Consider the following 22,930-nt stretch of genomic DNA (forward strand, 5'->3'; position numbering starts at 1 on the left):
GAACTCGCCCCCCTTGCCTCTTCCCTCGTCCTTCTTGCCCCATGAACGTCGCCCTTCTCGCCCCGATCGCCTGGCGCGTGCCGCCCCGCCACTACGGCCCGTGGGAGCGCGTCGTGAGCCTACTCGCCGAAGGGCTGGTCGACCTCGGCGTCGACGTGACGCTCTTCGCCACGCTCGACAGCGAGACGCGGGCGACGCTCGACGGCGTGTGCCCGCGCCCGTACGAGGAGGACCCCGACATCGACGCCGGCGTGTGGAGCGCGCTCCACATCGGCTACGCGATGGAGCGGGCGGGGCGGTTCGACGTCGTCCACAACCACTTCGACTTCCGGCCGCTCACCTACGCCGGCCTGGTCGACACGCCCGTCGTGACGACGATCCACGGGTTCTCGTCCGAACGGATCCTCCCGGCCTACCGCGCCTACGCCGACCGCACACGCTACGTCTCGATCTCGGACGCCGACCGCCACCCCGCCCTCCCGTACGCCGCGACGGTGTGGCACGGGATCGACCTGGAGGCGTTCACGCCGCGCACGGACGCGGACGATTACCTCCTCTTTTTCGGCCGCATCCACCCCGACAAGGGCGCGGCCGACGCCATCGAGGTCGCGCGGCGGGCGGGGCGGCGCCTGGTCCTGGCCGGCATCGTGCAGGACGAGGGCTACTTCCGCGAGGCCGTCGAGCCGCACCTGGGCGAGCGGGTCGAGTACGTGGGGAGCGTGGGGCCAGCGGAGCGCGACCGGCTCCTGGGCGGGGCGGCGGCGCTCCTGCACCTCATCCACTTCGACGAGCCGTTCGGGCTGAGCGTGGTCGAGGCGTTCGCGTGCGGGACGCCGGTCGTGGCGCGCCCGCGCGGGTCGATGCCCGAGCTCGTCCGCGACGGCGTCGACGGGGCGCTCGTCGCGGGCGTGGACGAGGCCGTCGAGCGGCTGCCCGAGGTGGTCGCCCTCGACCGGGCGGCCATCCGGGAGGGGGCGGAGACCCGGTTCTCGCGCGAGCGGATGGCTCGCGAGTACCTCGCGGTTTACGAGCAGATCGTGGGCGGGGCGGGGTGAGGGGGCGGGGTGGGGCCGTCGCGCCTCACGGTCCGCTCTCCCTCGGCGGCTCGTCCAGGGCGCGAGCCTCGACCTCGGGCCAGCGGTCAAGGTAGTCGGCGAGGCTCAGCCACAGGGCCACCTGGACGCCGTAGAACCACTCGGCGCGGACGTCGGCGGCGACCGCCCCGCCCGCGGCGGTCGCGCGGGCGCCCGGCACGATGGCGCCCAGCGTCCCGAACGGCGTGACGGCCGCCGTCTGCATGCCCTGGATGCGGTGGATGGTCTCGTGGGCGAGGACGAGGGGCGCGGCGTCGGCCTCGACGAGGACGGTCCGCCCCATCGTCCGGCCGCGGCGCGTGTAGCCGGGCCGGCCGCCCAGGTCGTCGAGCTCCCACACGGGCACGCCGCGCCGCAGCCGCGGGCGCCCGCCCGAGAGCGGGACGGCGACCGACGCGACGAGCGCGAGCGGGTCCAGCTCGAACGCCACGTCCTCCACCCCGCCCCGGACGCCCGAGCGCCGCCCCGCCCGCGCGAACGGCGTGCGGAGGCGGAGGTCGATCGGCCCGAGCGGCACGCGGAGGTGGCTGAACGGCCCGGCCCGCCCGGCGGCGTTCTCGGCGACGGACGCCGCCAGGATAGCCACGCCGTAGCCCAGGGCGGGGCGGCCGCGTCCGGCGGCCACCTTGGCGCCGTAGAACGCGGCGCCGGCCGCGGCGCCCCACGCGAGCGCCTCGGCGCCGTCGCCGGCGTCGCGGACGCCGCCTTCGAGCACGCCCCGCCCCAGCACGAGCGCCGCCGTGCCGCCCACGTTGACCGCCGCGATCCGGCGGCGGACGGCCGGCGTCTCCAGCGCGGCCACGCGTTCGGTCCATGTCGGCGCGGGCGGGGCGGGGCGGGGCGGGGCGCCTCCTGGGCCGCCCCGCCCGGGCCGAGCGGGGCGGCGAGCACGAGGAGCAGGACGGGGAGCCGGTAGATCGGTGAGTTGGTGTGTGGCCGCCCCGCCAGCAGCGAGTGAGGGCGGGGTGGCGCGTCGTTCAAAAGATGCGTGCCCCGCCCTACGGACCCACTGATCCTCCACTGATTCTACTGATCCACGGTCTACTCCAGCCGCAGGCGGGCCACGATGGGGAGGTGGTCCGAGCCCTTCCGCGCGGCCTCGGTCGCGTGCGTCTTCAGCGAGACGACCGTCGCGCCGCGGGCGTAGAGACGGTCGAGGGCCAGCACGGGGCGGACCGACGGATACGACGCCGGCCAGTCTCGGTTGTGGTGCCGGGCCTCGAAGGCCTCGGCGAGGGCGCGTGACGCCCGCGTCGGCCGCCACGCGTTCATGTCGCCGAGGAGGACCGCCGGTCCGCTCGCGATCTGCGGGTGTTCGAGGAGCGCCCGGACCTGCCGCGCCCGCGTCCGGTCGACGAGCGCGAGGTGCGTCGCGGCGACCGTCACCAGCCCGACCTCGCTCCGCAGGCGGACGGCGAGGGCCGCGCGCCGTTCGAGCCGCCCGAACGAGAGGTCGATCGCGAGCGCGCCCGCGAGCGGCCACCGCGAAAGGACGGCGTTGCCCAGCTCGCCGCGCTTGTGCTGGCGCGTGACGACGAACGCGAGGTGGTAGCCCAGCGCCTCGGCCACGTCCGTGATCGGGTCGTCGTCGCGGTCCGAGGGCCGGAGCACCTCCTGGAGCGCGAGGACGTCGGCGTCGATCTCCTCGATGACCGCCGACGCCCGCTCGGGCCGGTACGCCTTGCCGCCGCGGACGCCGGCCCAGCGGTGGACGTTGTAGGACGCGACCGTCAGCGAGCGGCCGACGACACCGCCGTCGCCGTCGGGCGGGGCGGCCAGGTGCGTCGAGAGGTAGGGGGCGTCGGGCGCGTCGCGGGGCACGGGCGGGGCGGGGGGGAGCGGGGGTGAAGACGGCGCGCCGGGGCGCGGCGATCCCGCCCCGCCCGTTATCCTCCCGACACCCACCCCGAACACCGAATGGACCGCCTCCAGTGCAAGGCCTGCGGCTCGCTCTCGATGCTCCCGATGGACCTCGAGCCCGACGAGACCGATGATTTCGAAGCGCTCGTCGACGACCAGGAAGCGCGCTTTTTCACCTGCCACGTCTGCGGCGACAACTGGCTCACCGTCCGCCGCGTCGAGGACGGCGACTGCAAGATCACGTTCGTCCACCAAATGGGCCTCCAGCCGCTCCTCAAGCGGACGGCCCACATGAGCACGCCGGTCCTCCTCACCGAGGACACCGTCGAGCACTGGGCCTACTTCCTTGGCGACGACGAGGTCGCCGAGCACCGCTGGCGCGACACGCTCGACGAGCGCCGCAAGGTGCTCCGGTCGATCTGCACGAACTAGCGGGCGCCGCCCCACCCGCGGAGCCTGCTCCGCCCGCCGCGTTTCGAGGCGCGCCCGACGACCGGGCGCGCCTCTTTTTTTGGCCCTGGTGCCGGACGGGTACCGCCCCGCCCGAACCTCAGCGGCGGCGGAGAGTGCGGGCGGGGCGGGTGCTCCGGCACGGCCCGCCACCCCGCCCGCTGAAGGAGACGAGAGGAGCGATTCACTTGGGACGCAGTGGGTTGAGACGAGGTCTCGCGTAACCTGTGCTGCCGGCACACCACGCTTCGCGTGGACTCTCGACCGTCGCGCCACACTCCATGGATCCCCGATGTCCAGAGCCTTTTGTCTTGCGGCCTTGCTGGTTTCGGCGTCGGGGTGCTCCTCCATCGACATCACGGAGCACGGGCTGATCCATCCCCGGCGCGCCGAGTCCTCTCCCGAAGTCGTCCCCGGTGCCGTCGCTGCTGCGTTTCCGGGCGTCGCCTACGAGGAGCAGCGGATCAAGGCGGCGGACGGGACGATCCTCTACGGCGCGCTCCTCCGCCAGCCCGGGGCGGACCTCACGGTGCTCTACTTCGGCGGCAACGAGTTCACGGTCGAAAGCTCGGGGCTCGGAACGGCGCAGGCGCTCCTCCCCCTCGGCATCAACCTGCTCCTCATCGACCACCGGGGGTACGGGTGGAGCGACGGCACACCGACCGTAAGCCTGTTGCAGTCCGACGCCCTCGACGTGTTCGACCACGCCGCCGCGCTGCCGGACCTGGGGAGCCTCGTCGCCCACGGCTTCTCGCTGGGGAGCTTCCTCGCGGGCCACGTTGGGGCGAACCGCCCGGCGGCCGGGGTCGTGCTGGAGAGCTCCGCGACGACGCCCGAGGAGTGGGCCAGCGTGCGCATCCCGAGCCTGTACAGGCCGTTCGTCACGGTCCAGGTCGACGGCCCGCTTCGGATCGTGGACAACCGGGCGGAGGTCGAACGGATTGGGGAGCCCCTGCTCCTCCTGGCCGGCGACGAGGACGCCACGACGCCGCCCGTGCTCTCACGCCGGCTCTACGAGGCCTCCCCGCTCCCGGCCAGCCGAAAAACGCTCGCGGTCATCGCAGAGGCCGGCCACGGCGACGTCCAACAGCAGCCGGAGTTCGCCCGCGTCTACCAGGCGTTCCTGGACCGGGTGCGGGCGACGCGGGAGCCTCGCCCGTAGACGTCGGCTCGTTGGGCGGGGCGGGCGGAACGGGCGGGGCGGGCGATTCGCGGTGCACGAAAAGCCTCCGCCCCGCCCTCGCTGCCGCGGGCGGGGCGGCCTCCCCAGGGCGGGGCGGTTCAGCGCACGCCGGCCGCTGCGAGCGCGGCCGTCAGGAGCGCCGCCCGCTGCCCCACGTCGGGCACGGCCTCCAGCGGGACCCCGAACGAGGCCGTCCGCCCCGACGCGACCGCCGCGCCCTGCCCGTCTGCGTAGCGCGCGACGAGCCGCCCCGCCCCGCCCGCGCGCACCACGTCGGGCGCGCGGACGGCGTAGCGGTCGGGGCCGTAGGACGCGGCGAACGGGACGAGCCCGGCGCCCGCGTCGAGCGCGTAGGCGTCCGGCGCCGCCCCGCCCGCCTCAGCACCGAGGTACCGGCGGACCCACGCCGCCGAGGCCGGGTCGGCCGCCGCGTCACTCAGCCAGTGCGCGCCCGAGACCACGAGCGCGCCGCCGCCGTCGAGGTAGGCGCCGAGGCGGTCGCGGAGCGGGGCGGGGAGCGCCTCGAAGTCCGGCGCGCGCGAGGAGTCGGGGTGCGGCGTCCGCCGCTCCAGGCCCAGCGCGAGGTCGACGGCCGCGTAGTCGTCCAGCGCCACTGCCCCGCTCTCGACGGCCTCGTCCGTGGCCGAGACGAACGAGTGGCCGAGGGCGAGGAGCGCGGCCCCGTGCGCCGCCGCGTGGTCGTGCGTGTTGCCCGCGACAACCGTCGCCTCCAGCTCCGCCCCGCTCGCGCCCCAGCCCGGCTGCGCGTCGCTCTCGTAGGCGAGGTCCGGGTCAAACACGCGCTGCGCGCCGACCGTGAGCACGCTGCGCCCGTCCGGCACGCCGACGGTGTCGACGAACCCAGCGCTGTCGGCGAGGGCGACCGACGCGGGCGGGGCGACTCGGTCGAAGGCGTCGACGACGAGGACCGGCCGCCCCGCCCCGGGCGCGAGCCCCACGGCGAGCGCCACGGACGGCGCGCCCGCCCCGCCCGCGTTGACCGCGACGACCCGGTAGCTCCGCACGACGCCTGGGGGCGGGGCGGGGAGGCTCGCATGCGTCTCCTGCACGAGCGTGCCCTCGCTCCACCCGCGCTCGCCGTCGCGCGTCTGGACGAGGTAGGCGTCGGGCGCTGCCGTCGGCTCCAGCGGGTCGGCCTGGGGGCGCCACGCGAGGCGGACCGCCCCGCCCTCGAACGTCGCCTGGAGGTGCGTCGGGCGGAGCGGCTGGACCACGAACGAGCGCCCTCGCTGCTCGGCGAGCGAGCGACCCATCGCCTTGTACACGGCCCGCGCGGCGACAGCCTGGAACCGGGGGTCCAGCCCGAACTGCATGTCGCGGAAGTTCTGGTGCGAGAGGAGCTCCAGGAGCGCCGACGGCACCGCCGGCCGCGCGGCCTCGGAGTAGTTCCGGTCCCACAGCGCGCGCCGGGTCCACGCCGGGTCGAACGTGGCGCGGAGGTCGTCCACGATCGTCGTCTGGAGGCGGTCGGCGAGGTCGCGGTTGGCGAGCCGCGAGGTCCCGTCGGCGAACGTGCCCGTCGAGTCCATGCCCGGCGAGTCGTAGATGAGGAGCGTCCCGACCGTCCCGTCGCGGTCGATCCCGGCGTCCGTGTGCCACGCGAGCGAGAGGTCGACCGGGATGCCGAGCCCGGGGTCGTCCGGCGCGAACGACGGGCCGAAGGGCGCGCCGCGGAGCCAGTTGACCCACTCGCCGCGGCTCCGGTAGTCGTCGACGTAGTCGGCGTCGGGCTCGCCGGTCACGTTGTAGACGGCGGGCGGGGCGCCGGCATACTGCTCGTAGTAGCGGGCCGCCTCGGTCCACCGCGGGCGCCCGCTCGTCTGCCCCTCGCGCGCCACGACGCCCACCCCGCCCCCGAAGCGAACGGCGTCGGCCGAGACCGCCCCGCCCTCGCTCGTGAGCGTGGCCGAGGCCGGGCCGTCGAACTCCCACGTCCCGAGGTAGACCCACGTCCCCCCGCCCATCGTCTGGTTCACGAGCACCGCGCTTTCGCCGCCCGCGTGGCGGACCGTGTAGCGCGCTCGCTCGCTCCGGTCCGCCCGCCCCGCCCCGCCCGCGTAGCTCACGTGGACGGCGTAGGCGCCGGGGGCGGGGAGGTCAGCGGTCCACGTGGCCGCGCCCTGCCCCTCGCGCGTGGTGCCGAGCGCGAACGGGTTCTGACCGTCGCCGTACTGCGCGCGCAGGCCGAAGCCCGGCCCGCCGTCGGCCCAGGCGCCTGCCTCGGCGTAGCCGGGGCCGCCGTCGTCGACGACCACCTCGGCCGCCTGCGGGTCCCGCTCGCGCGGGAGGAGCACGACGGCGCCGGCCCGCTCCAGTATGGGCACGAGCGTCTGGGTCACGAGCTGGACCGTGAGCAGGTCCTCGACGGTCGTGAACAGCCGCGCCCGCTGCCAGCCCCAGTCGTCCGTTTCCGGGTTGAACAGCCACCCGTGACTGGGCCACAGCGCCACGTGCCGCCCGGCGAGCCCGGCCGTCGGCGCCGCGGGCGGGGCGGCCGGCCGCGTGAGCGGGTACGTGGGCTCGGGTGGGGCGAACAGGCGCGACGGGTCGCGGCTGAGCGAATCCCGGTACGCGTTCGGGACGAGCGCCTCCAGCGCCGCGCCGCGCGTGACCACGCGAACCGGCACGCCGGGCAGCACGCGCCCGACCGCCGCGGCCACGTCGTGCGTGAACGCCGCCGCCGTCGCCGGGCGGACCGGCGCGTCGCCCAGGTCGCGCGAAAAGCGGACCTCGACCGCCCCCCCCGCCACGACGACGGAGTCGACCTCGACGCCCCGCCCGACGGGCAGCGCGCACCCGCCCGCGCGGCACCGGCTGAGCAGGCCGCCCAGCACGGCGTCCAGGCGCTCTGCCCGCTCGGCCGTCAGCGCCCGATCGGGCGCGGGCGGGGCGGCCGGCCCGCTCGACGCGCACCCGGCGACGGCGAGGACCACGAGGAGCAGGGCGGGGCGGAGGACGATCGGCATGCGGGGCGGCGGCAGGGGCGGCCGAACGCTACGCACGGGCGGAGCGGCACGCGAGCGGGACGGCGGCCCCACCCCGCCCTCGACGCGAGAGGGAACTCGGTGGAGAGGCTACTGGCGCATCGACCGTCTTCCGACGGGTTCGCTGAGAGCCGTTGCGTGTCTCGTGTTGCGTGTTGGGTGCCCTCGGGGACGGAATACGCAACACGGAACACAACCTCAACTCATTAGATCAGCTGTGACGCAGCGCTACGGGCGGGGTGGAACGTGAGGCGCGGTTCCAGCAGCTTGGTACCCGAGCGCCTCGGCGCGCGCGGGGCGGGGCGGCACCTTGACCCCTCCTCCGCTCCGGCCCGACGCTCGGCCGCCCCGCCCGTGCAGACCGGGGCGGGGTGGCGGCCCTACACCTCCTTCAGCTCGTCCTCCAGCTGCTGCTTCCGCACCATCTCCGCGTACGCCCCGCCCTGGGCGACGAGCTCGGCGTGCGTCCCGCGCTCGGCCACGCGGCCGTCGTCGAGGACCACGATCTGGTCGGCGTCCTGGACCGCCGAGACCCGGTGGCTCACGACGACGACGGTCCGCTGGCCGAACTGGGCGCGGAGGTTCTCCAGGATCGTCGCCTCGGTCCGCGTGTCGACGGCCGAGAGGGCGTCGTCGAAGATGAGGATGGGCGGGCGGCGGATGAGGGCGCGGGCGATCGCCGCCCGCTGCTTCTGGCCGCCCGAGAGCGTGATGCCGCGCTCGCCCACGCGCGTGTCGAACCCGCGCGGGAAGTCCTCGACGTTGGCGAGCAGGTCGGCCTCCTCGGCCGCCTCGCGCACCTGCTCCTCGCCCGCGTCTGGGACCCCGAAGGCGACGTTGTTGCCGACCGTGTCCGAGAACAGGAACACCTCCTGCGGCACGTAGCCGATGGCGCCGCGGAGCGTCTGGAGCGGGATCTCGCGGGCGTCGACGCCGTCGATGAGCACGCGCCCCTCGGTCGGGTCCATGAGGCGGGGGACGAGCTCGACGAGCGTCGACTTGCCCGCGCCCGTCCGCCCGACGACGCCGACCGACGAGCCGGCCGGGACGTCGAACGAGACGTCGTCGAGAACGGGCGGGCCGTCCGGCGTGTAGCGGTACGTCACGTGGTCGAACGCGAGCCGACCCTCGACCGCCCCGCCCGCGCCGTCGCCGCCCGCGCCGCGGCCGGCCGAGACTTCCACCCCGCCCGCGCGGCCCGCCGCCCCGTCGCCGGCGGCGAGCGCGTCGGTGACCGTGGGCGGGGTGTCGAGGATCTGGGCGATCCGGCTCATCGACGCCGACGCCTGCTGGATCATCGAGACCACGTAGCCGAACGAGGCCACGGGCCACGTCAGGATCGTCACGTAGATGATGAACTCGGCGATGTTGCCCAGCGACAGCTGGCCCTCGATCACGAGCCGCCCGCCGACCCCGACGACGAGCACCGTCGAGGCCCCGATGAGCGTCGTGAGGACGGGCCGGAACGCGGCGTCGACGCGCGCGAGGTCGAGCGCCCGGTCCTGGTAATCGGCCGAGGCCCCGTCGATCCGCTGCCCCCACGCCTCCTCCTGGGCGTACGCCTTGACCACGCGGATGCCCGAGAGCGCCTCCTGCACGCGGCTCGTGAGCGACGAGTACGCCGACTGCTGGCGGTCCGTGCGGACGTGGACGAGCCGGCTCACGAAGAACGCGGCGACGGCCAGGATGGGCATGGGCAGCACGGCCCAGAGCGTGAGCGTGGGCGAGATGACCACCATGACCGCCAGCGCCGTCACGATCGCGGCGACGGCGCGGGCCAGGTACATCAGCGCCGGGCCGACGTACCGGCGGACCTTCTCGACGTCTGACGTCGCCCGCGTCATCACGTCGCCCGTCGGGTAGTGGTGGTAGAAGTCGGCCGAGAGCCGCTGGAGGTGGGCGTAGAGCCGGTTCCTCAGGTCGTACTCGATGTGCCGGCTCGCCACGACGACGAGCCGCCGCATGAGGAACACGAACACGCCGGCGACGGCGCTGAGCGCGACGACGAGCGCGCCGAGCAGGACGAGCGTGTTGCGGAAGTCGCCGTAGAGGAGGTCGCCCGCGGCCGTCCCGGCGGCGTAGCCCTGGACGGCCACCATGCGCGGGATGGCGTCGATCGCCTCGCGGATGACGCTGGGGACGACGAGCGCGAACAGCGACGAGACGAACGCGCACAGCAGCCCCGGGCCGATGAGCCAGCGGCGGCGCCAGAGGTCGGCGTTGAGACGGCGGAGGGGGGAAGCCATGCCTGCCCCAACGCCGGCTCGGGCGCGCGGTTCACGCGCCGCCACCCCGCCCCGCCCGCGCCGGGCGGGGTGGAGCCGAGGCCTCGGGCGGGGCGGGCGGGGCCGCTGGGAAGGGGGGGAGCTAGTGCGGGATCAAAGGGTCTTCTGCGTTATCAGCGTTCTGACCGGACGGGGCGGGGTGGGAAGAGTCCCCCTCCGGGACAACCGCGCAGCGTCGGCGCAGCCAGGAGGGGACACCCCGAAGGGACGGCGTAGCCAGGGGTGGTGGACCGGGCGGGGCGGGGCACATGAGACCCCTTGCCGCTGCCCTAGACGCGGTCCGCGAGCAGGTCCACGGCCTGCGTGGTCTCGTCGAGCGCCCGGTCGACGGCCTCGTCGCTCGCCGCCCCGCCCCGGGCCATCGCCTCGACCTCGCCCCAGCGGCCGGCGATCGTGTTCAGGCCCACGTTCGAGGCGCTCCCCTTGAGCTGGTGGGCCGCCGCGGCCAGCCCGGCCACGTCGCCGGCCGAGCGCGTCGACTCGGCCTCGGCGACGGCCTCGCGCGCCGAGGCGGCAAACGACTCGACGAGGTCGGCCACGAACTCGGGGTCCTCCTCGCCCAGCATGTCGGTCACGTGGGCGCAGACCTGGTCGTAGAGCGTCTGCACGGTCTCCGCCACCGTGGCCTCGTGGGGCGGGGCGGGGCGGGCGGCGGGCGGGGCGGCGAGCCCGAGCGCCTCGACGAGCGCCTCGGCCCCGAACGGCTTGGCGCAGAACGCGTCGAACCCGGCCGCCAGCGCCGCCTCCCGCGCCCCGCCCTCGGCGTGGTCGGCGACGGCGACGAGGCACGGGCGGCGCTCGGCGGGCAGCGAGGTGCGGACGGCACGGAGCGCCGCGACGCCGTCCATGGCCGGCAGGCGGAGGGCCAGCAGGACGGCGTCGTACGCGGTCCCCAGGCACCGGCGGACGCCGGCCTCGCCGTCGGCGGCCTCGTCGGCCGTGACGCCGAGGCGGCGGAGCAGGTCGAGCGCGGCGCGGCGGTCGGCGGCGTCGCCGTCGACGAGGAGGACGCGGGGGGCGGGGATCGACTCCACGGAAGCGGGCGGGGCTGGGGCGGCGGAAGAAGAGCCCCCCGCGTATCGGCGCTCGGCGCCGCCGACTAAACCGCGCCGCTCATTTCGCCCCTGGTTTCGTCGCCACCCCGCCCACGCAGGGCGGCGGGGTGGAAACGCGGGCGGGGTGGCGGGCCGCCCTACACCTCGAGCACGCGGACCTCCGCCTTGACCTCAGACTTTGGGATGAGCGCCGGCCAGTACGCGATGACCTCGCTCGGGCGCGGGCGCCCGCCGGCGAACCCCGTCACCGCGCTCGGGCCGGTCAGGATGAGCGGGGCGATCTCGCGGCCGAACTGCTCGACGGCCGCCTTGTCCTGGCCGCGCACGGACACGCGCAGCTGGACCTCGTCGAGGTCGGCCTCGCGCTTGGGGGCGGCCTCGTCCACCTCGGAGAGCGCGCCGGCGCCGAGGATCTCGGCCCGGTACTCGTCGAACTCCAGGCCCAGCGCGTCGAGCCGGTCGCGCAGGATGCCGGCCGCGGCCCGCGCCTTCTCGGCCGCGTTCGGCCAGGCGTAGACCAGCGTCGACGTCGCCTTCCAGCCGTCGGCGTAGGCGGCCGAGACCTTGAGGAACTCCGTGTCCGCCCCGCCCTCGATGCCGCTCACACGGACGCGGTCGGAGCCCTCGTCGTCGAGCCGGATCGACGTGAAGTCGGCGACGACGTCGGGCGTGATGTAGTCGGTCGGGTCGCCGATCTCGTAGAGCAGCTGCTCGGCCACGGTCCCGCGGCTGACGAGCCCGCCCGACCCCTCGTGCTTCGTGACCACGAACGAGCCGTCGGCGTTGACCTCGGTGATGGGGAACCCGATGCCGGCCATGTCCGGCACGTCCTGCCAGTCGGTGAAGTTGCCGCCCGACGACTGCGCCCCGCACTCGAGGATGTGGCCGGCGACGGTGCCCGCGGCCATCTTGTCCCAGTCGTCCCAGTCCCACCCGAAGCGGTCGACGAGCGGGGCGAGCGTGAGGCCGGTGTCCGTCGTTCGCCCGGTCACGACCACGTCGGCGCCCTGGGCGAGCGCCTCGGCGATGGGCCGCGCGCCGAGGTAGGCGTTCGCGCTCACGACGCGGTCGAGGACCGTCGAGATGGGCTCGCCGGTCTCCATGTGCTTTAGCTCCACGCCCCGCCCGACGAGGTCGTCGAGGCGGTCGAGCAGGTCGTCGCCCGTGACGACCGCCACCTTCAGGCCGTGCGCGCCGCGCTCGCGGGCGCCGGCGACGATGGCCTCGGCGCAGGCGACGGGGTTCACCCCGCCCGCGTTCGAGATCACCTTGAACCCCTTCTCGCGGATGTCTGAGGCCAGCTCGGTCACGACGTCCACGAAGTCGCGGGCGTAGCCCATCTCCGGGTCGCGGAGCTTCTGCTTCTGGAGGATCGACATGGTCACCTCGGCGAGGTAGTCCATGACGAGCACGTCGATGGGGCCGCGCCGGGCCTGGTCGATGGGCGCGCGCTGGAGGTCGCCCCAGAAGCCTTGGCCGGAGGCGATGCGGAGCGGGGCGGAGTTGGACATGGGGCGGGGCGGAGGAGGGCGGAAGGGCTTCCGCTCAAGCTACTCCGCCCCGCCCCCGCCCGCCGTGGATCGCGCGTGCAACCCGGGTAGAGCGGGTAGAGCGGGTAGAGCGGGTAGAGCGGGTAGAGCGGGTAGAGCAGAAGGTGACAGCACGGGCGGGGCGGGGCGGCCTTCTTCGCCACCCCGCCCTTTTTGACGAGCGGGTTTTGTGAGCGGGCCGGGGTGGGGCACGCTCGTTTGCCGCCCCGCCCCTTTTCCCACGAGCGGGGCGGGGTGGGCCGGTTCCGCTCTACATGCCCTCCCGCTCTACCTGCTCTACCTGCTGCTCCCCCACTCCACGCGTCCCGCCCCGCCCTACGCCGCGCTCGGCCCGGGCGGGGCGGACTCCAGCCGGACGCTCACGGCCGTGCCGCCGTCGTCGAGCGCGCGGACGTCGAGGGCGCCGCCGACGCGCCGCGCGCGGTACGCCATCGTCCGCATCCCGAGCCCGCCGCCCCGCTCGAGCGCCCCGTCTGCGATGCCGACGCCGTCGTCCTCGACCGTGAGCGTGACGCCGGCGCCGTCCTCGTGGGCCAGCGTGATCGTGACCGCGCTGGCCCGGCCGTGGCGGGCCGCGTTCGCGAGCGCCTCCTGGGCGATCCGGTAGAGGTGGCCGGCGCGCTCGCGGGGCTCCACCTGCGCCGAGCCGACGGACACGAACCGGCAGTCGACCCCGAACGCTTCGGACGCGTCCTCGGCGAGGCGCCGGAGCGCGGCCTCCAGCCCGTCCGACTCGACGTCGATCGGGAACAGGCCGCGCGCGACGGCCCGGGCCTGCCCGAGCGCCTGCTCGATCATCTCCTGCGCCCGCTCGGCGTCGGCGGCGAGCGCGTCGTTGCCCCCGCGGCGGAGCGCGTTCTGGAGCGTCTGGAGTTTGAACGTGGCCCCGGTCAGCACCTGGCCCAGCCCGTCGTGGAGGTCCTGCGCGATCCGCTCCTGCTCGTTCGAGGCGACCTCGAGGATCTCGCGTTCGAGGTTGCGGCGCTCGGTCACGTCGCGCTGCGTGCCCACCCACTGCACGATCTGGCCGCCCTCGTCGCGAACCGGGGCGATCTCCCACTCGAGCACGAACGGCGTCCCGTCCTGGCGGTAGTTCACGGTCTCGGCCTGGACGGGCTCGCCGGCCTTCAGGCGCCGCCGGATCCGGTCGAGCACGGCCCGGTCGGTCGCCGGCCCCTGGAACATCCGGGGCGACTGGCCGATGACCTCGTCCAGGTCGTACCCGAAGATCCGGCGGTGGGCCGCGTTCGCGTAGAGGATGTGCGGGCCGGGCGCGTCGAGCGTGGCGTCGGTGACCAGGATGGACTCGGCCGCGCTCTCAATGGCCGCGGCGAGCAGCCGGCGCTCGCGGCTCGTCCGGCGGATCTCGGTCACGTCCTCGGCCACGTACGAGAACAGCGGCTCGCGCCCGTCTGCCCGATTGACGACGACGGCCAGCGCCCGGACGCCCTTGCCCTCGGGGTCCGAGCCCCATGGGAACGTCGTGTCGAAGTGGACCGGCCCGACCGACGCCGCCGCCTCGCGGACGTGGTCGAACCAGATGCCGGCCTCCTCTTCGGTGAACCCGACCTCGGTGAGCGCGCGTCCCTCGAACGTGTCGAACGTGGCCCCCTCGGACTGGAACAGGCCGACCGCCGCCGTGTTGGCCGCCCGCAGCTGGAGCCCGCCATCGACCAGCTCGACGACGCCCATGAGGAACGGAGCGCTGTCGAAGAACGACGCGAGCAGCCCGCGGTGGACGCCCGCGGCCTCGGCCTGCTCGACCTCCCCGGTCACGTCGTTCTGGACGCCGACAAAGTGGGTCACCTCGCCGGCCGCGTCGCGGACGGGCGAGATGTAGAGCCGGTTGTAGAAGAGCGTCCCGTCCTTGCGGTAGTTGCGGAGGACGACGTCGGTCGAGCCGCCCCGCCCGACGGCCGTCCGCACCTTGTCGAGCGCCTCGGCCTGCCCGTCGTCGTCGTCGTCGCGCGTCCCGTCGGCGCGTGTCTGGAGGAACCGGCAGTTCTGGCCGACGACCTCGTGGCGCTCGTAGCCCGTCGTCTCGAGAAAGTTCTGGTTGACGACGACGAGCGGCGTGTCCGGGAGCCGGGCGTCGGCGACGACGACGAGGTTGTTGACGGCGTCGAAGGCGCGCTGGATCAGGTCGCTCGCGTCGCGGACCGTGCCCTCGAAGCGGTCGCGGAGGAACAGGAGCGTCCCGTCGCCGACGACGCGGGCGACGGCCTCGGGCACGGCCCCGTCGGGCCGGATGCGGCTGGACTGGACGCGGACCCACGCCCACCCGCCCCGCCCGTTCCGCATCCGCACCTCGCGCTCGAACGGGGGCGGGGCGGCCCAGAAGGGGCGGCCCTCGTGCTGGACGGCGTCGTCGGGGTGGACGAGGTCGAGGAACGGGCGCCCGAGGGCCTCGTCGGGGTCGAGGCCGAGGACGTCGACCAGGCCGGGGCCGACGTAACGGACCGCCCCGCCCGCGTCGACGATCAGGACGGCGTCGGCGAGCGCGGCGGAGAGCGCCTCGAACGCGTCCTGGCCGTCAAAGTGGAAGTCGGGCTCGGGCGGGGTGGTCTCAGGCATGCGTTTGGGGGAACCGCTCAATCTATCCGGCCCGGCGCTCAGGGATCTCCCCGGCTGTGCCCCGGGCGCCTTCTCTACCGCGTCTGCACGCGGACCGAGTCGAGCGCCACGCGCGAGACCTCGAACGTCCGCCCCGCGTCGTGGATGTCGCCGTAGTCCTCGATCGCGCTGACCGAGTCGGCTGTCAGGTTCCGCCAGTCTTGGAACAGCACGCCGTCCACGCGGCGCTCGCCGTCGAGCGCGCGGAACCGCGTGCCCGTCTCGGCACGCGACGTGTCGGCCGGGTCTGCCGCGTAGGTGTAGGCGTAGTAGGCGACCCGGCCGTCGGGGCGGAGCCAGTAGACGTAGCGGTCGTCCCAGTCCGCCCCGCCCCCGTCCTGCGCGAACGTGACGCCGACGCGGTCGAAGGCCTCGCCGCCGACGCGGCCCGGCCCCAGCGACCGCGCGCGGACGGCGGGGTCCGCGAGCGGGGCGGGGAGGAGGGCGAAGTAGGCCACAGAGTTGACGGCCGTCGCGAGGCGCGCGGCCTCGGCCGAGTCCAGCGGCACCGCCGCCCCGCCTACGGTCCGGTGTGCGCCCTCGTTGTCGACGGCCTCCTCGACAGTCCGGCCTAGCGAGTCGGTAAGCGTGCGGGCGTAGCGGAAGGCGCCGCCGTCGCGGCGGAGCGTGAACGGCGTCCCGCGGAACTCGAACCGGACGTCGGCGCGGTCGAGCGCGGCCGAGCCGTGGACCGCCCGGGCGCGGTCGAGGAGCGCGAGCGCCTCGGCGTCGCCCTGCGGGCGGGGCGGCTCGGCGCAGGCGGCGAGGGCGACGACGGCGGCGACGGCCCACCCCGCCCACGACCATCGGGCGGGGCGGCGGACGGAGTCGGGTGGGGCAGAGCGGCCGCCCCGCCCGCGGCGGGCGGGGCGGGGTGGGCTCACGCGGGCTGCGGCGGGTCCGCGAGCGCGGCCCCGGCGGCGGTGGGGAACCGGACGTGGACGGCCGTGCCGCCGCCGGGCCGCCGGAACACGTCGAACGTGCCGCCGACGCGCCGCGCGCGGTACCGCATCGTGCGCAGGCCGAGGCCGCCGGCCCCGTCGTGGTCGGCGCCGTCGAGGTTGGCCTCGGGGATGCCGGCCCCGTCGTCCTCGATCGCGAGCAGGGCGCGGCCGTCGCCGTCGCCGCCGTGGCTGGGGTCCAGGCGGACCACGACGGACGACGGCCGGCCGTGGCGGACGGCATTGGCGACGGCTTCCTGGGCGATCCGGTACAGGTCGCCAGCGGCCTCGACGGGGCGGACCGCCGGCGCCCCCGAACTCACAAACTGGCACGCCACGTCGTACGTCTCGGCCACGTCCCGCGTCAGCCGGACCAGCGCGGCCGCCAGGCCGTCGACGCCGACGGCGACAGGGGAGAGGCCGTGGGCCAGCGACCGGGCCTGGCGCTGGGCGTTCTGGACGAGGTCGGCCGCCCGCTGGGCCTCGGCGGCGAAGGCTGAGCCCTCGGCCGCGAGGCTCTCGGCGAGCCCGTGGAGGTGGTACGCCGTCCCTGAGAGGACTTGGCCGAGCCCGTCGTGGAGGTCGCGGGCCACGTCCTCCTGGGCCTGGGCCGCCGCCGAGAGCACCTCGCCCTCGAGCCGCCGGCGCTCGGTCACGTCGCGCTGCGTCGAGACGTAGCCGGTGACGGCGCCGGCGGCGTCGCGGAGCGGGGCGATGTCGACCTCGACGAGGTACGGCGTCCCGTCCTTCCGCTCGTTGACGAGCTCGCCCCGGTACGGCCGCCCCGCCCCGAGCGCCCGCCGCATCCGGTCCAGCTCGGCCCGGTCGGTCATGGCCCCCTGCATGATCCGCGGGCTCCGGCCGACGACCTCGGCCCGGGTCCACCCGGTCATCTCCTCGAAGGCCCGGTTCACGTAGTGGATAAACGGCCCCGGCGAGTCCAGCCGGCCGTCGGTGATGACGACGGCGTCGGCCGCCTGTTCGAGCGCCGCCGTCCGCTCGGCCTGGGCCGCCACGAGCCGGTCAAACTCCGTCACGTCCTCGATCACGACGGCCGCGGTGCCGTCGTCGACCGGCGTCAGGGTGATCCGGAGGTGCCGGGCGCCGATGGCGTCGGGGTCGGCTCCGGGCGGCCACACGGCGTCCAGTTGGGCCGGGCCGCCGCCGTCGAGGCACGCCCGTACTGCACGCTGCCACGCCGCACGCTCGGCCTCGCCGTGGCCGAGCGCGGCGAGCGGCCGGCCGGCGAGGTCGGCCGGCTGCGCACCGTAGGCGGCCGCGAGCTCCCGGTTTACGCGCCGGTACGCGAGCGCCCCGCCCTCGCCGACCTCGACGACGCCCATCAGCCACGGGGCGCCCTCGAAGAACGCCCCGAGCAGGCGGCCGCGGGCGTCGCGCTCGGCCTCCACCTTGACGCGGTCCGTCACGTCGTTCTGGACGCCGACGTAGTGCGTGAGCCGCCCCGCCGCGTCGTGGACCGGCGTCACGAACAGGTCGTTCCAGAACATCCGCCCGCCCTTCGTGTAGTTGCGCACGAGGACGTGGACGGCCTCGCCGGCCGACACGCTCTGGCGGAGGTGGCGGACTCCGTCCTGGTCGCCGTCGCGCGTGCCGTCGGGGCGGTCCTGGAGGAACCGGCAGTTCCGACCCAGCACCTCCTCGCGCTCGTACCCGGTGACGTCGAGGAAGTGCTGGTTGACGAACGTGATGGGGAGGTCGTCCTGGGTGGCGTCGGAGACGACGACGAGGTTGTTGGTGGCGTCGAGCGCCCGGCGGAACAGGTCGAGCCGGTCGCGCGCCACGCGCTCCTCGCCGATCTCGCGCGCGAGCAGGAGGGCGTACCCGTCGAGCGGCCCGAGCCCATCCACCTCCACCCCGCCCAGGCCGGACGCCGATAGGCTCACCCAGCGCCCGTCGGCCAGCTGGACCTCCCACACGCCCGAGGCCGTCAGCGACGGGGGCAGCGAGCCGCCGCCGGCGAGGACCGACCGGACGGGGCATCCGCGGAGGGTGCCGGAGCCGAACAGGGCGTCGGCGCCGGTGCCGGCGTACACCACGCGCTCGTCGGGGTCGAGGACCACGAGGACGTCCCCGAGCGTCCGGGACAAAAACTGGAACGCGTCGCTCTCGTCCAGCCAGGCCGCCAGGCGGTCGGGCTCGGAGCGGCCGGCGAGGCCCGATAGGGCGGGGCGGCGGGACATCATAGTGGAAGGGATCTATAGACCCTGAATCTACGACGACCGCCCCGCCCCGCTCGCGGGGCGAACCCGCGCGGGCGGCGTCCCTCGGCACACGCCCCCGGCCAGTGGGGCGGGGTGGTGCCGGGCGGGGCGGCTAGACGAACGGCGTCTGCTGGGCCGCCCCCGCCAGCTTCATCGTGTCGAGCGCGATTACGAGCTCCTCGTTGGTCGGGACCACCCACGCCTGGACCGGGCTGTCGAGCGTCGAGATCCGGGCCTCCGCCCCGCTCGCGGCCTCGTTGGCGTCGGCGTCGAGGACGATCCCGAGCCCCTCCAGACCATCTAGGATCTGGGCGCGGACGGGCGCCGCGAACGTGCCGATCCCGGCCGTGAACGCGACGGCGTCGAGGCCGCCCAAAACGGCGAGGTAGCGGCCGACGTAGCTTTTGACCCGGTAGCAAAACACGTCGATCGCCTGCTGACACCGGACGTCGCCGTCGGCGGCCTCGGCCAGCAGGTCGCGCATGTCGGCGGCGTAGCCGCTGAGCCCCAGGAGCCCCGAGTAGCGGTTGAGGAGCGTGTAGACCTCGGCGAGCGGCATCTCCTCTTTGTCCACGAGGTCGAACACGATCGACGGGTCGAGGTCGCCCGAGCGCGTGCCCATCACGAGCCCCTCCAGCGGCGTCATCCCCATCGACGTGTCCACGCTCCGGCCGTCGCGGATGGCGCACGCCGAGCACCCGTTGCCCAGGTGGAGCGTGAGCACGCGGCTGTCGGTCTTGTCGAGCTCCGCGAGCTCGTAGAGCCGCCGCGAGACGTAGTAGTGGCTCGTCCCGTGGAACCCGTACCGGCGGATCTTGTGGCGCCGGTAGAGCCGGTTGGGGAGCGCGTAGAGGTAGGCGTGGGGCGGGATCGTCTGGTGGAACGCCGTGTCGAACACGGCCACCTGCGGCACATCGGGGAACGTCTTCTGCGCGGCCAGGATGCCCCGGAGGTTGGCCGGGTTATGAAGTGGAGCCAAGTCGAACGCGTCGCGGATGGCGTCGACCACCTCGCCGTTGATGAGCGCCGACTCGGCGAACCGCTCGCCGCCGTGGACCACCCGGTGCCCGACGGCTTCGATGGGGGGGAGCACGTCGCGGTTCGGGCCGTCGGCCTCGCGCATCTTGCCCAGGAGCACGTCGAGGGCGACGGCGTGGTCGGGCGCGGAGAGCGACACGCGGTCGGGCTTGCCCTCGCCCAGCCGGAACGAGGCGAGGCTGGAGACGGCCCCGACCCGCTCGACCTGCCCCGACGCCAGCGTCTCCTGCGCCGCGGCGTCGATGAGGTCCACCTTCAGGGACGACGAGCCGGCGTTGATGACGAGGACGACCATGGGGGGCGGGAAACGAGGAACGGGAAGAGGCCGGGCGGAGCGCTACGAGGCAGACGGAAGATGCGACCACCCCGCCCTGCCGTGGGCGGGGCGGATTCGTAGGGACACCACGCGTGGTGTCCGCATTGGGGCGGGCCTGCAGGCCTCGGGGGCGGGGCGGCGACTGTTCGGACCGCCCCGTCCGCCCGGCAACCACCCCGCCCTTTGGGTCCTAGCCCCTCCTGGCTGCGCCGACGCTGCGCGGTGTTCAGGAGGGGGACTGCCTCGCCTCGGGCGGATGTCTGCGACACACAAGACCGCCCCGCCCGCGTTGGACACGACGCGTCGTGTCCAACGCGGGTGCCTGCGGGGGCGGGGTGGCCGGCGCCGGGCGGGGCGGGGCGGGGCGGGGCGGGGCGGGGCGGGGCGGAACAAAGACGGGCACCACCCCGCCCGCGCGCCACATCCCTTATCCCGCCACGACCTGTGCGCGCTGCTGCTCGTAGGCGTCGTGGAGCGCGTCGGCGGCGGCGGCGCGGACGTCGGCGGCGTCGCCGTCGACCGGGGCGACAGCGCCGATGAACACGGCCGGGGCACTCGCCGAGGTCGACTCGCACCACGCGGCCACGCCGTCGGGGTCGAGGTCGAGGAACGCGCCGACCAGGAGGTCCCCGAACGGCTCCGTCCGGCGGACGGCGGGGTGGTCGGCGAGGCGCCGCCGGAGGCCGGCCTCCGCCTCGGCGACCTCGTCGGGCGCCTCGCGCGCGAGGATCTCCTCGGCGTCGGCGAGCGTGACGAGCGCGAACGCGAGCGGCCGGCCCTCGACCTCGGCCGCCTCCTGCTCCTCCCGGATCACGGCCGCGCGCGAGGGGCGCGCGGGCACGGGCGGGGCGGCGGGCGCGAGGTCGGAGAGGCCAGCGAGGAGGTCGGCGAACGGCCCCACCTGGCCGACGGCGGCGTCGGCGTGGGCCGGCGCCACGACCAGGAACGCCCGCGCCGCGGGCGGGGCGGCGAGCGCGCGGACGAGGACGTCGCCGGTGAACGGCCCCATCCCGCTCGGCTCGTCGAGGAGCGTGAGCTCGCCGTCCTGGGGCGCCCGGTGGAGCGGGCAGCGGTCGGCCGGGAGCGGCTCGGGGAGCCGGGCGCCGGCGGCGGCCTCGGCGACGTAGGCGTCGGCCTCCGCGTCGTAGCGGAGGACGCCGGCCGCCCCGCCCGCGTGAGCCGCGAGCGCGGCCAGCAGGTGCCGGGCCGGCTCGGCGCCGTCGGGCCAGAGCGTGGCGTCGGGGCTCACCTCGCCGTCCGCCACCGGGCCGGACGGCCGGGCGAGCGCGGGCGGGGCGGCCGCCGGGGCGGGCCGGGCCGGGCCGGGGCGGGGCGGGGCGGCGGCGCGGGCGGGCGAGGCGCTGGACTCGCGGACGGGCGACGCTCCCGGTTCGCGCGCGCGAACTTCAGAGAGCCCCAGGCTCGTCAGGTCGTCGCGGCCGAGCGCCGGGCGCGGCGGCGGCGTCGCGCGGCGGCCGCGCAGGACGACCCACGCGACGGCGGCCGCGACGAGGAGCAGGAGGAACCAACCGAGGGTGGACACGAGGGCGGGGCGGCGTCACGGGGCGGGCCGAGTAAGGTATCCGTCCGACGGGCGCTCCACAACCGGGACCGCCCCGCCCGCGGGTGCGTCTCTCCGCCCGCGCCGCGGACGGCCCCGCCGCCGGCCCGGCCCCTCCCACCCCACCCCGCCCCTCCCGTGGAGACCTACTACAAGCCCGAGCACCTGCCGCGATTCGGCGAGATCGAGGAGGGCTCGAAGCCCCTCGCGGACGCCTTCTTCAACTACTACGGCAAGGTGTTCGAGGACGGCGCGCTGACGGCGCGCGAAAAGTCGCTCATCGCGCTCGCCGTGGCCCACACGGTCCAGTGCCCGTACTGCATCGACGCCTACACGCAGGACTCGCTCGCGAAGGGCTCGGACCTGGAGCAGATGACCGAGGCCGTCCACGTGGCGACGGCCATCCGGGGCGGGGCGTCGCTCGTCCACGGGCTCCAGATGCTCGACGGCGTCAAGGCGCAGACGATGTGAGGGCGGGGCGGGGGGAGCCCGCTCCCTCTTTCCCTCCCTTTTTTCTCCTCCCCGTTTTCCGCCCCGCCTCTGCATGTCGTTCGACGCCACCGGCGACGGCTCCGCTCAGCCGATCTCGCTCCCCGTCCTCTCCGCTGAACTCGTCGCCGACGTCCAGGACGGGCCAAAGCGGACGACCAGCCTGTACGGGCGGCGGACGCCGCTCGCCGAGCCGGACGTCCAGCTCGCCGCGCTCGACGCCGTCCCGCTCGCTCTCGGCCCGACCGGGACCGGGAGCTTCCACGCCGACCTCGCGGCGTCCGGCTGGCCCGGCGGCCTCCGCCCCGCCCCGCTCGAGATCGTCCAGGTCAACGTGGGCAAGCTGTGCAACATGACGTGCCGGCACTGCCACGTCGACTCCGGCCCGGACCGGACGACCGAGAACATGGACCGCGAGGCCGTCGACGCCTGCCTCGGCGCCATCGACCGGATCCTGGCCCACCCCGACTGCGCCCTCCACACGGTCGACCTCACGGGCGGGGCGCCCGAGCTCAACCCGCACTTCGAGTACCTGGTCGACGAGTGCGTGGCGCGCGGCCTCCACGTGATCGACCGCTGCAACCTGACCATCCTGACCGTCCGCCGCTACCGGCACCTGCCCGAGTGGTTCGCCGAGCGCGGCGTCGAGGTGGCCTGCTCGCTCCCTCACTACCGCGAGCTGGGGACGGACGCGCAGCGCGGCGAGGGGACGTACGCCAAGTCGCTCAAGGCGCTCCGCGCGCTCAACGACGCCGGCTACGGCCAAAGCGACCCCGAGCGCGTGCTCACGCTCGTCACGAACCCGGTGGGGAGCTTCCTCGCTGGCAATCAGGCGTCGTTGGAGGACGAGTGGAAGGCGGCCCTCGCGCGGAACCACGGGGTTTCGTTCGACCGCCTGCTCGCGCTCAACAACATGCCCATGAGCCGCTACCTCGAGTGGCTGATCGAGAAAGGCCAGCTCGAGACGTACATGGAGCGGCTGCTGGGCGCGTTCAACCCGGGCGCCATCGACGGCGTCATGTGCCGGAACACGGTCTCGGTCGGGTGGGACGGCCGGGTCTACGACTGCGACTTCAACCAGCAGCTGGAGATGGACGCGGCCGTCCCGTTCGAGCACGTGGCCGACTTCGACCTCGACGCGTGGCAGGCGCGGGCGGTCCGCACGGCGCGCCACTGCTACGGGTGCACGGCCGGAGCGGGCTCCTCGTGCGGCGGCGCGACAGCGTAAGAAGGCAAGGGAGACGGGCAAAGGGGCAAGAGGGACCGCC

At 75.0% G+C, this 22,930-nt stretch carries 16 protein-coding genes; 5 read left to right on the forward strand and 11 right to left on the reverse strand.

Annotated elements, in window-relative coordinates; translation table 11 throughout:
• The first annotated feature begins 41 nt into the window (after positions 1 to 41).
• Positions 42 to 1,055 (forward strand): glycosyltransferase family 4 protein, encoded by a 1,014-nt coding sequence (locus RQM47_RS05520; protein WP_311663088.1) that lies wholly within the window; start codon positions 42 to 44, stop codon positions 1,053 to 1,055.
• Positions 1,056 to 1,080: 25 nt separating this feature from the next.
• Here the strand turns inward: RQM47_RS05520 and RQM47_RS05525 are convergent, their stop codons facing one another.
• A complete protein-coding gene (locus tag RQM47_RS05525; protein ID WP_314007808.1) occupies positions 1,081 to 1,896 on the reverse strand; it encodes a hypothetical protein in 816 nt (271 codons plus the stop codon).
• A 239-nt stretch (positions 1,897 to 2,135) separates the two neighbouring features.
• Positions 2,136 to 2,915, reverse strand: a complete 780-nt coding sequence (locus RQM47_RS05530; RefSeq protein WP_311663086.1) for an endonuclease/exonuclease/phosphatase family protein — start codon at positions 2,913 to 2,915, stop codon at positions 2,136 to 2,138.
• Between the two features lie 96 nt (positions 2,916 to 3,011).
• Here RQM47_RS05530 and RQM47_RS05535 point away from each other — a divergent pair, with 96 nt between their 5' ends.
• Positions 3,012 to 3,386 (forward strand): hypothetical protein, encoded by a 375-nt coding sequence (locus tag RQM47_RS05535; protein WP_311663085.1) that lies wholly within the window; start codon positions 3,012 to 3,014, stop codon positions 3,384 to 3,386.
• Between the two features lie 310 nt (positions 3,387 to 3,696).
• Positions 3,697 to 4,566: a hypothetical protein gene (locus RQM47_RS05540; RefSeq protein ID WP_314007811.1), complete on the forward strand. Its 870-nt coding sequence runs from the start codon at positions 3,697 to 3,699 to the stop codon at positions 4,564 to 4,566.
• A gap of 119 nt (positions 4,567 to 4,685) precedes the next feature.
• On the opposite strand, the gene RQM47_RS05545 is transcribed toward RQM47_RS05540, so the two are convergent.
• From RQM47_RS05545 to RQM47_RS05585, 9 genes are all read right to left on the reverse strand, one after another.
• Entirely contained in the window at positions 4,686 to 7,574 is a 2,889-nt protein-coding gene (locus RQM47_RS05545) for a hypothetical protein (RefSeq protein ID WP_314007814.1), read from the reverse strand.
• 398 nt (positions 7,575 to 7,972) lie between these two features.
• Entirely contained in the window at positions 7,973 to 9,838 is a 1,866-nt protein-coding gene (locus RQM47_RS05550; protein ID WP_311663082.1) for an ABC transporter ATP-binding protein, read from the reverse strand.
• 308 nt (positions 9,839 to 10,146) lie between these two features.
• Positions 10,147 to 10,911, reverse strand: coding sequence for a response regulator (locus RQM47_RS05555; RefSeq protein ID WP_311663081.1), 765 nt, complete (start codon positions 10,909 to 10,911; stop codon positions 10,147 to 10,149).
• Between the two features lie 158 nt (positions 10,912 to 11,069).
• Complete coding sequence (locus RQM47_RS05560) at positions 11,070 to 12,443, reverse strand: acyclic terpene utilization AtuA family protein (protein WP_314007817.1); 1,374 nt, start codon at positions 12,441 to 12,443, stop codon at positions 11,070 to 11,072.
• Between the two features lie 354 nt (positions 12,444 to 12,797).
• On the reverse strand, positions 12,798 to 15,056 hold the full coding sequence (locus RQM47_RS05565; protein WP_311663079.1) for a PAS domain S-box protein: 2,259 nt from the start codon (positions 15,054 to 15,056) through the stop codon (positions 12,798 to 12,800).
• A 74-nt stretch (positions 15,057 to 15,130) separates the two neighbouring features.
• Positions 15,131 to 15,979, reverse strand: coding sequence for a DUF6503 family protein (locus RQM47_RS05570; protein ID WP_311663078.1), 849 nt, complete (start codon positions 15,977 to 15,979; stop codon positions 15,131 to 15,133).
• On the reverse strand, positions 15,976 to 18,240 hold the full coding sequence (locus RQM47_RS05575) for a PAS domain-containing protein (RefSeq protein ID WP_311663077.1): 2,265 nt from the start codon (positions 18,238 to 18,240) through the stop codon (positions 15,976 to 15,978). Before RQM47_RS05575 ends, RQM47_RS05570 begins: the two co-directional genes overlap by 4 nt.
• A gap of 130 nt (positions 18,241 to 18,370) precedes the next feature.
• Positions 18,371 to 19,591: an acetate kinase gene (locus RQM47_RS05580; RefSeq protein ID WP_311663076.1), complete on the reverse strand. Its 1,221-nt coding sequence runs from the start codon at positions 19,589 to 19,591 to the stop codon at positions 18,371 to 18,373.
• 448 nt (positions 19,592 to 20,039) lie between these two features.
• Positions 20,040 to 21,155, reverse strand: a complete 1,116-nt coding sequence (locus RQM47_RS05585) for a hypothetical protein (RefSeq protein WP_314007820.1) — start codon at positions 21,153 to 21,155, stop codon at positions 20,040 to 20,042.
• A 156-nt stretch (positions 21,156 to 21,311) separates the two neighbouring features.
• On the opposite strand from RQM47_RS05585, the gene RQM47_RS05590 reads away from it, so the two are divergent.
• Positions 21,312 to 21,644, forward strand: a complete 333-nt coding sequence (locus RQM47_RS05590; RefSeq protein WP_311663074.1) for an arsenosugar biosynthesis-associated peroxidase-like protein — start codon at positions 21,312 to 21,314, stop codon at positions 21,642 to 21,644.
• Between the two features lie 73 nt (positions 21,645 to 21,717).
• Positions 21,718 to 22,890 (forward strand): arsenosugar biosynthesis radical SAM (seleno)protein ArsS, encoded by a 1,173-nt coding sequence (gene arsS, locus RQM47_RS05595; protein ID WP_311663073.1) that lies wholly within the window; start codon positions 21,718 to 21,720, stop codon positions 22,888 to 22,890.
• The last annotated feature ends 40 nt before the right edge of the window (positions 22,891 to 22,930 follow it).

It is taken from the genome of Rubrivirga sp. S365 (assembly GCF_032248475.1).
Lineage (GTDB): Bacteria > Bacteroidota > Rhodothermia > Rhodothermales > Rubricoccaceae > Rubrivirga > Rubrivirga litoralis.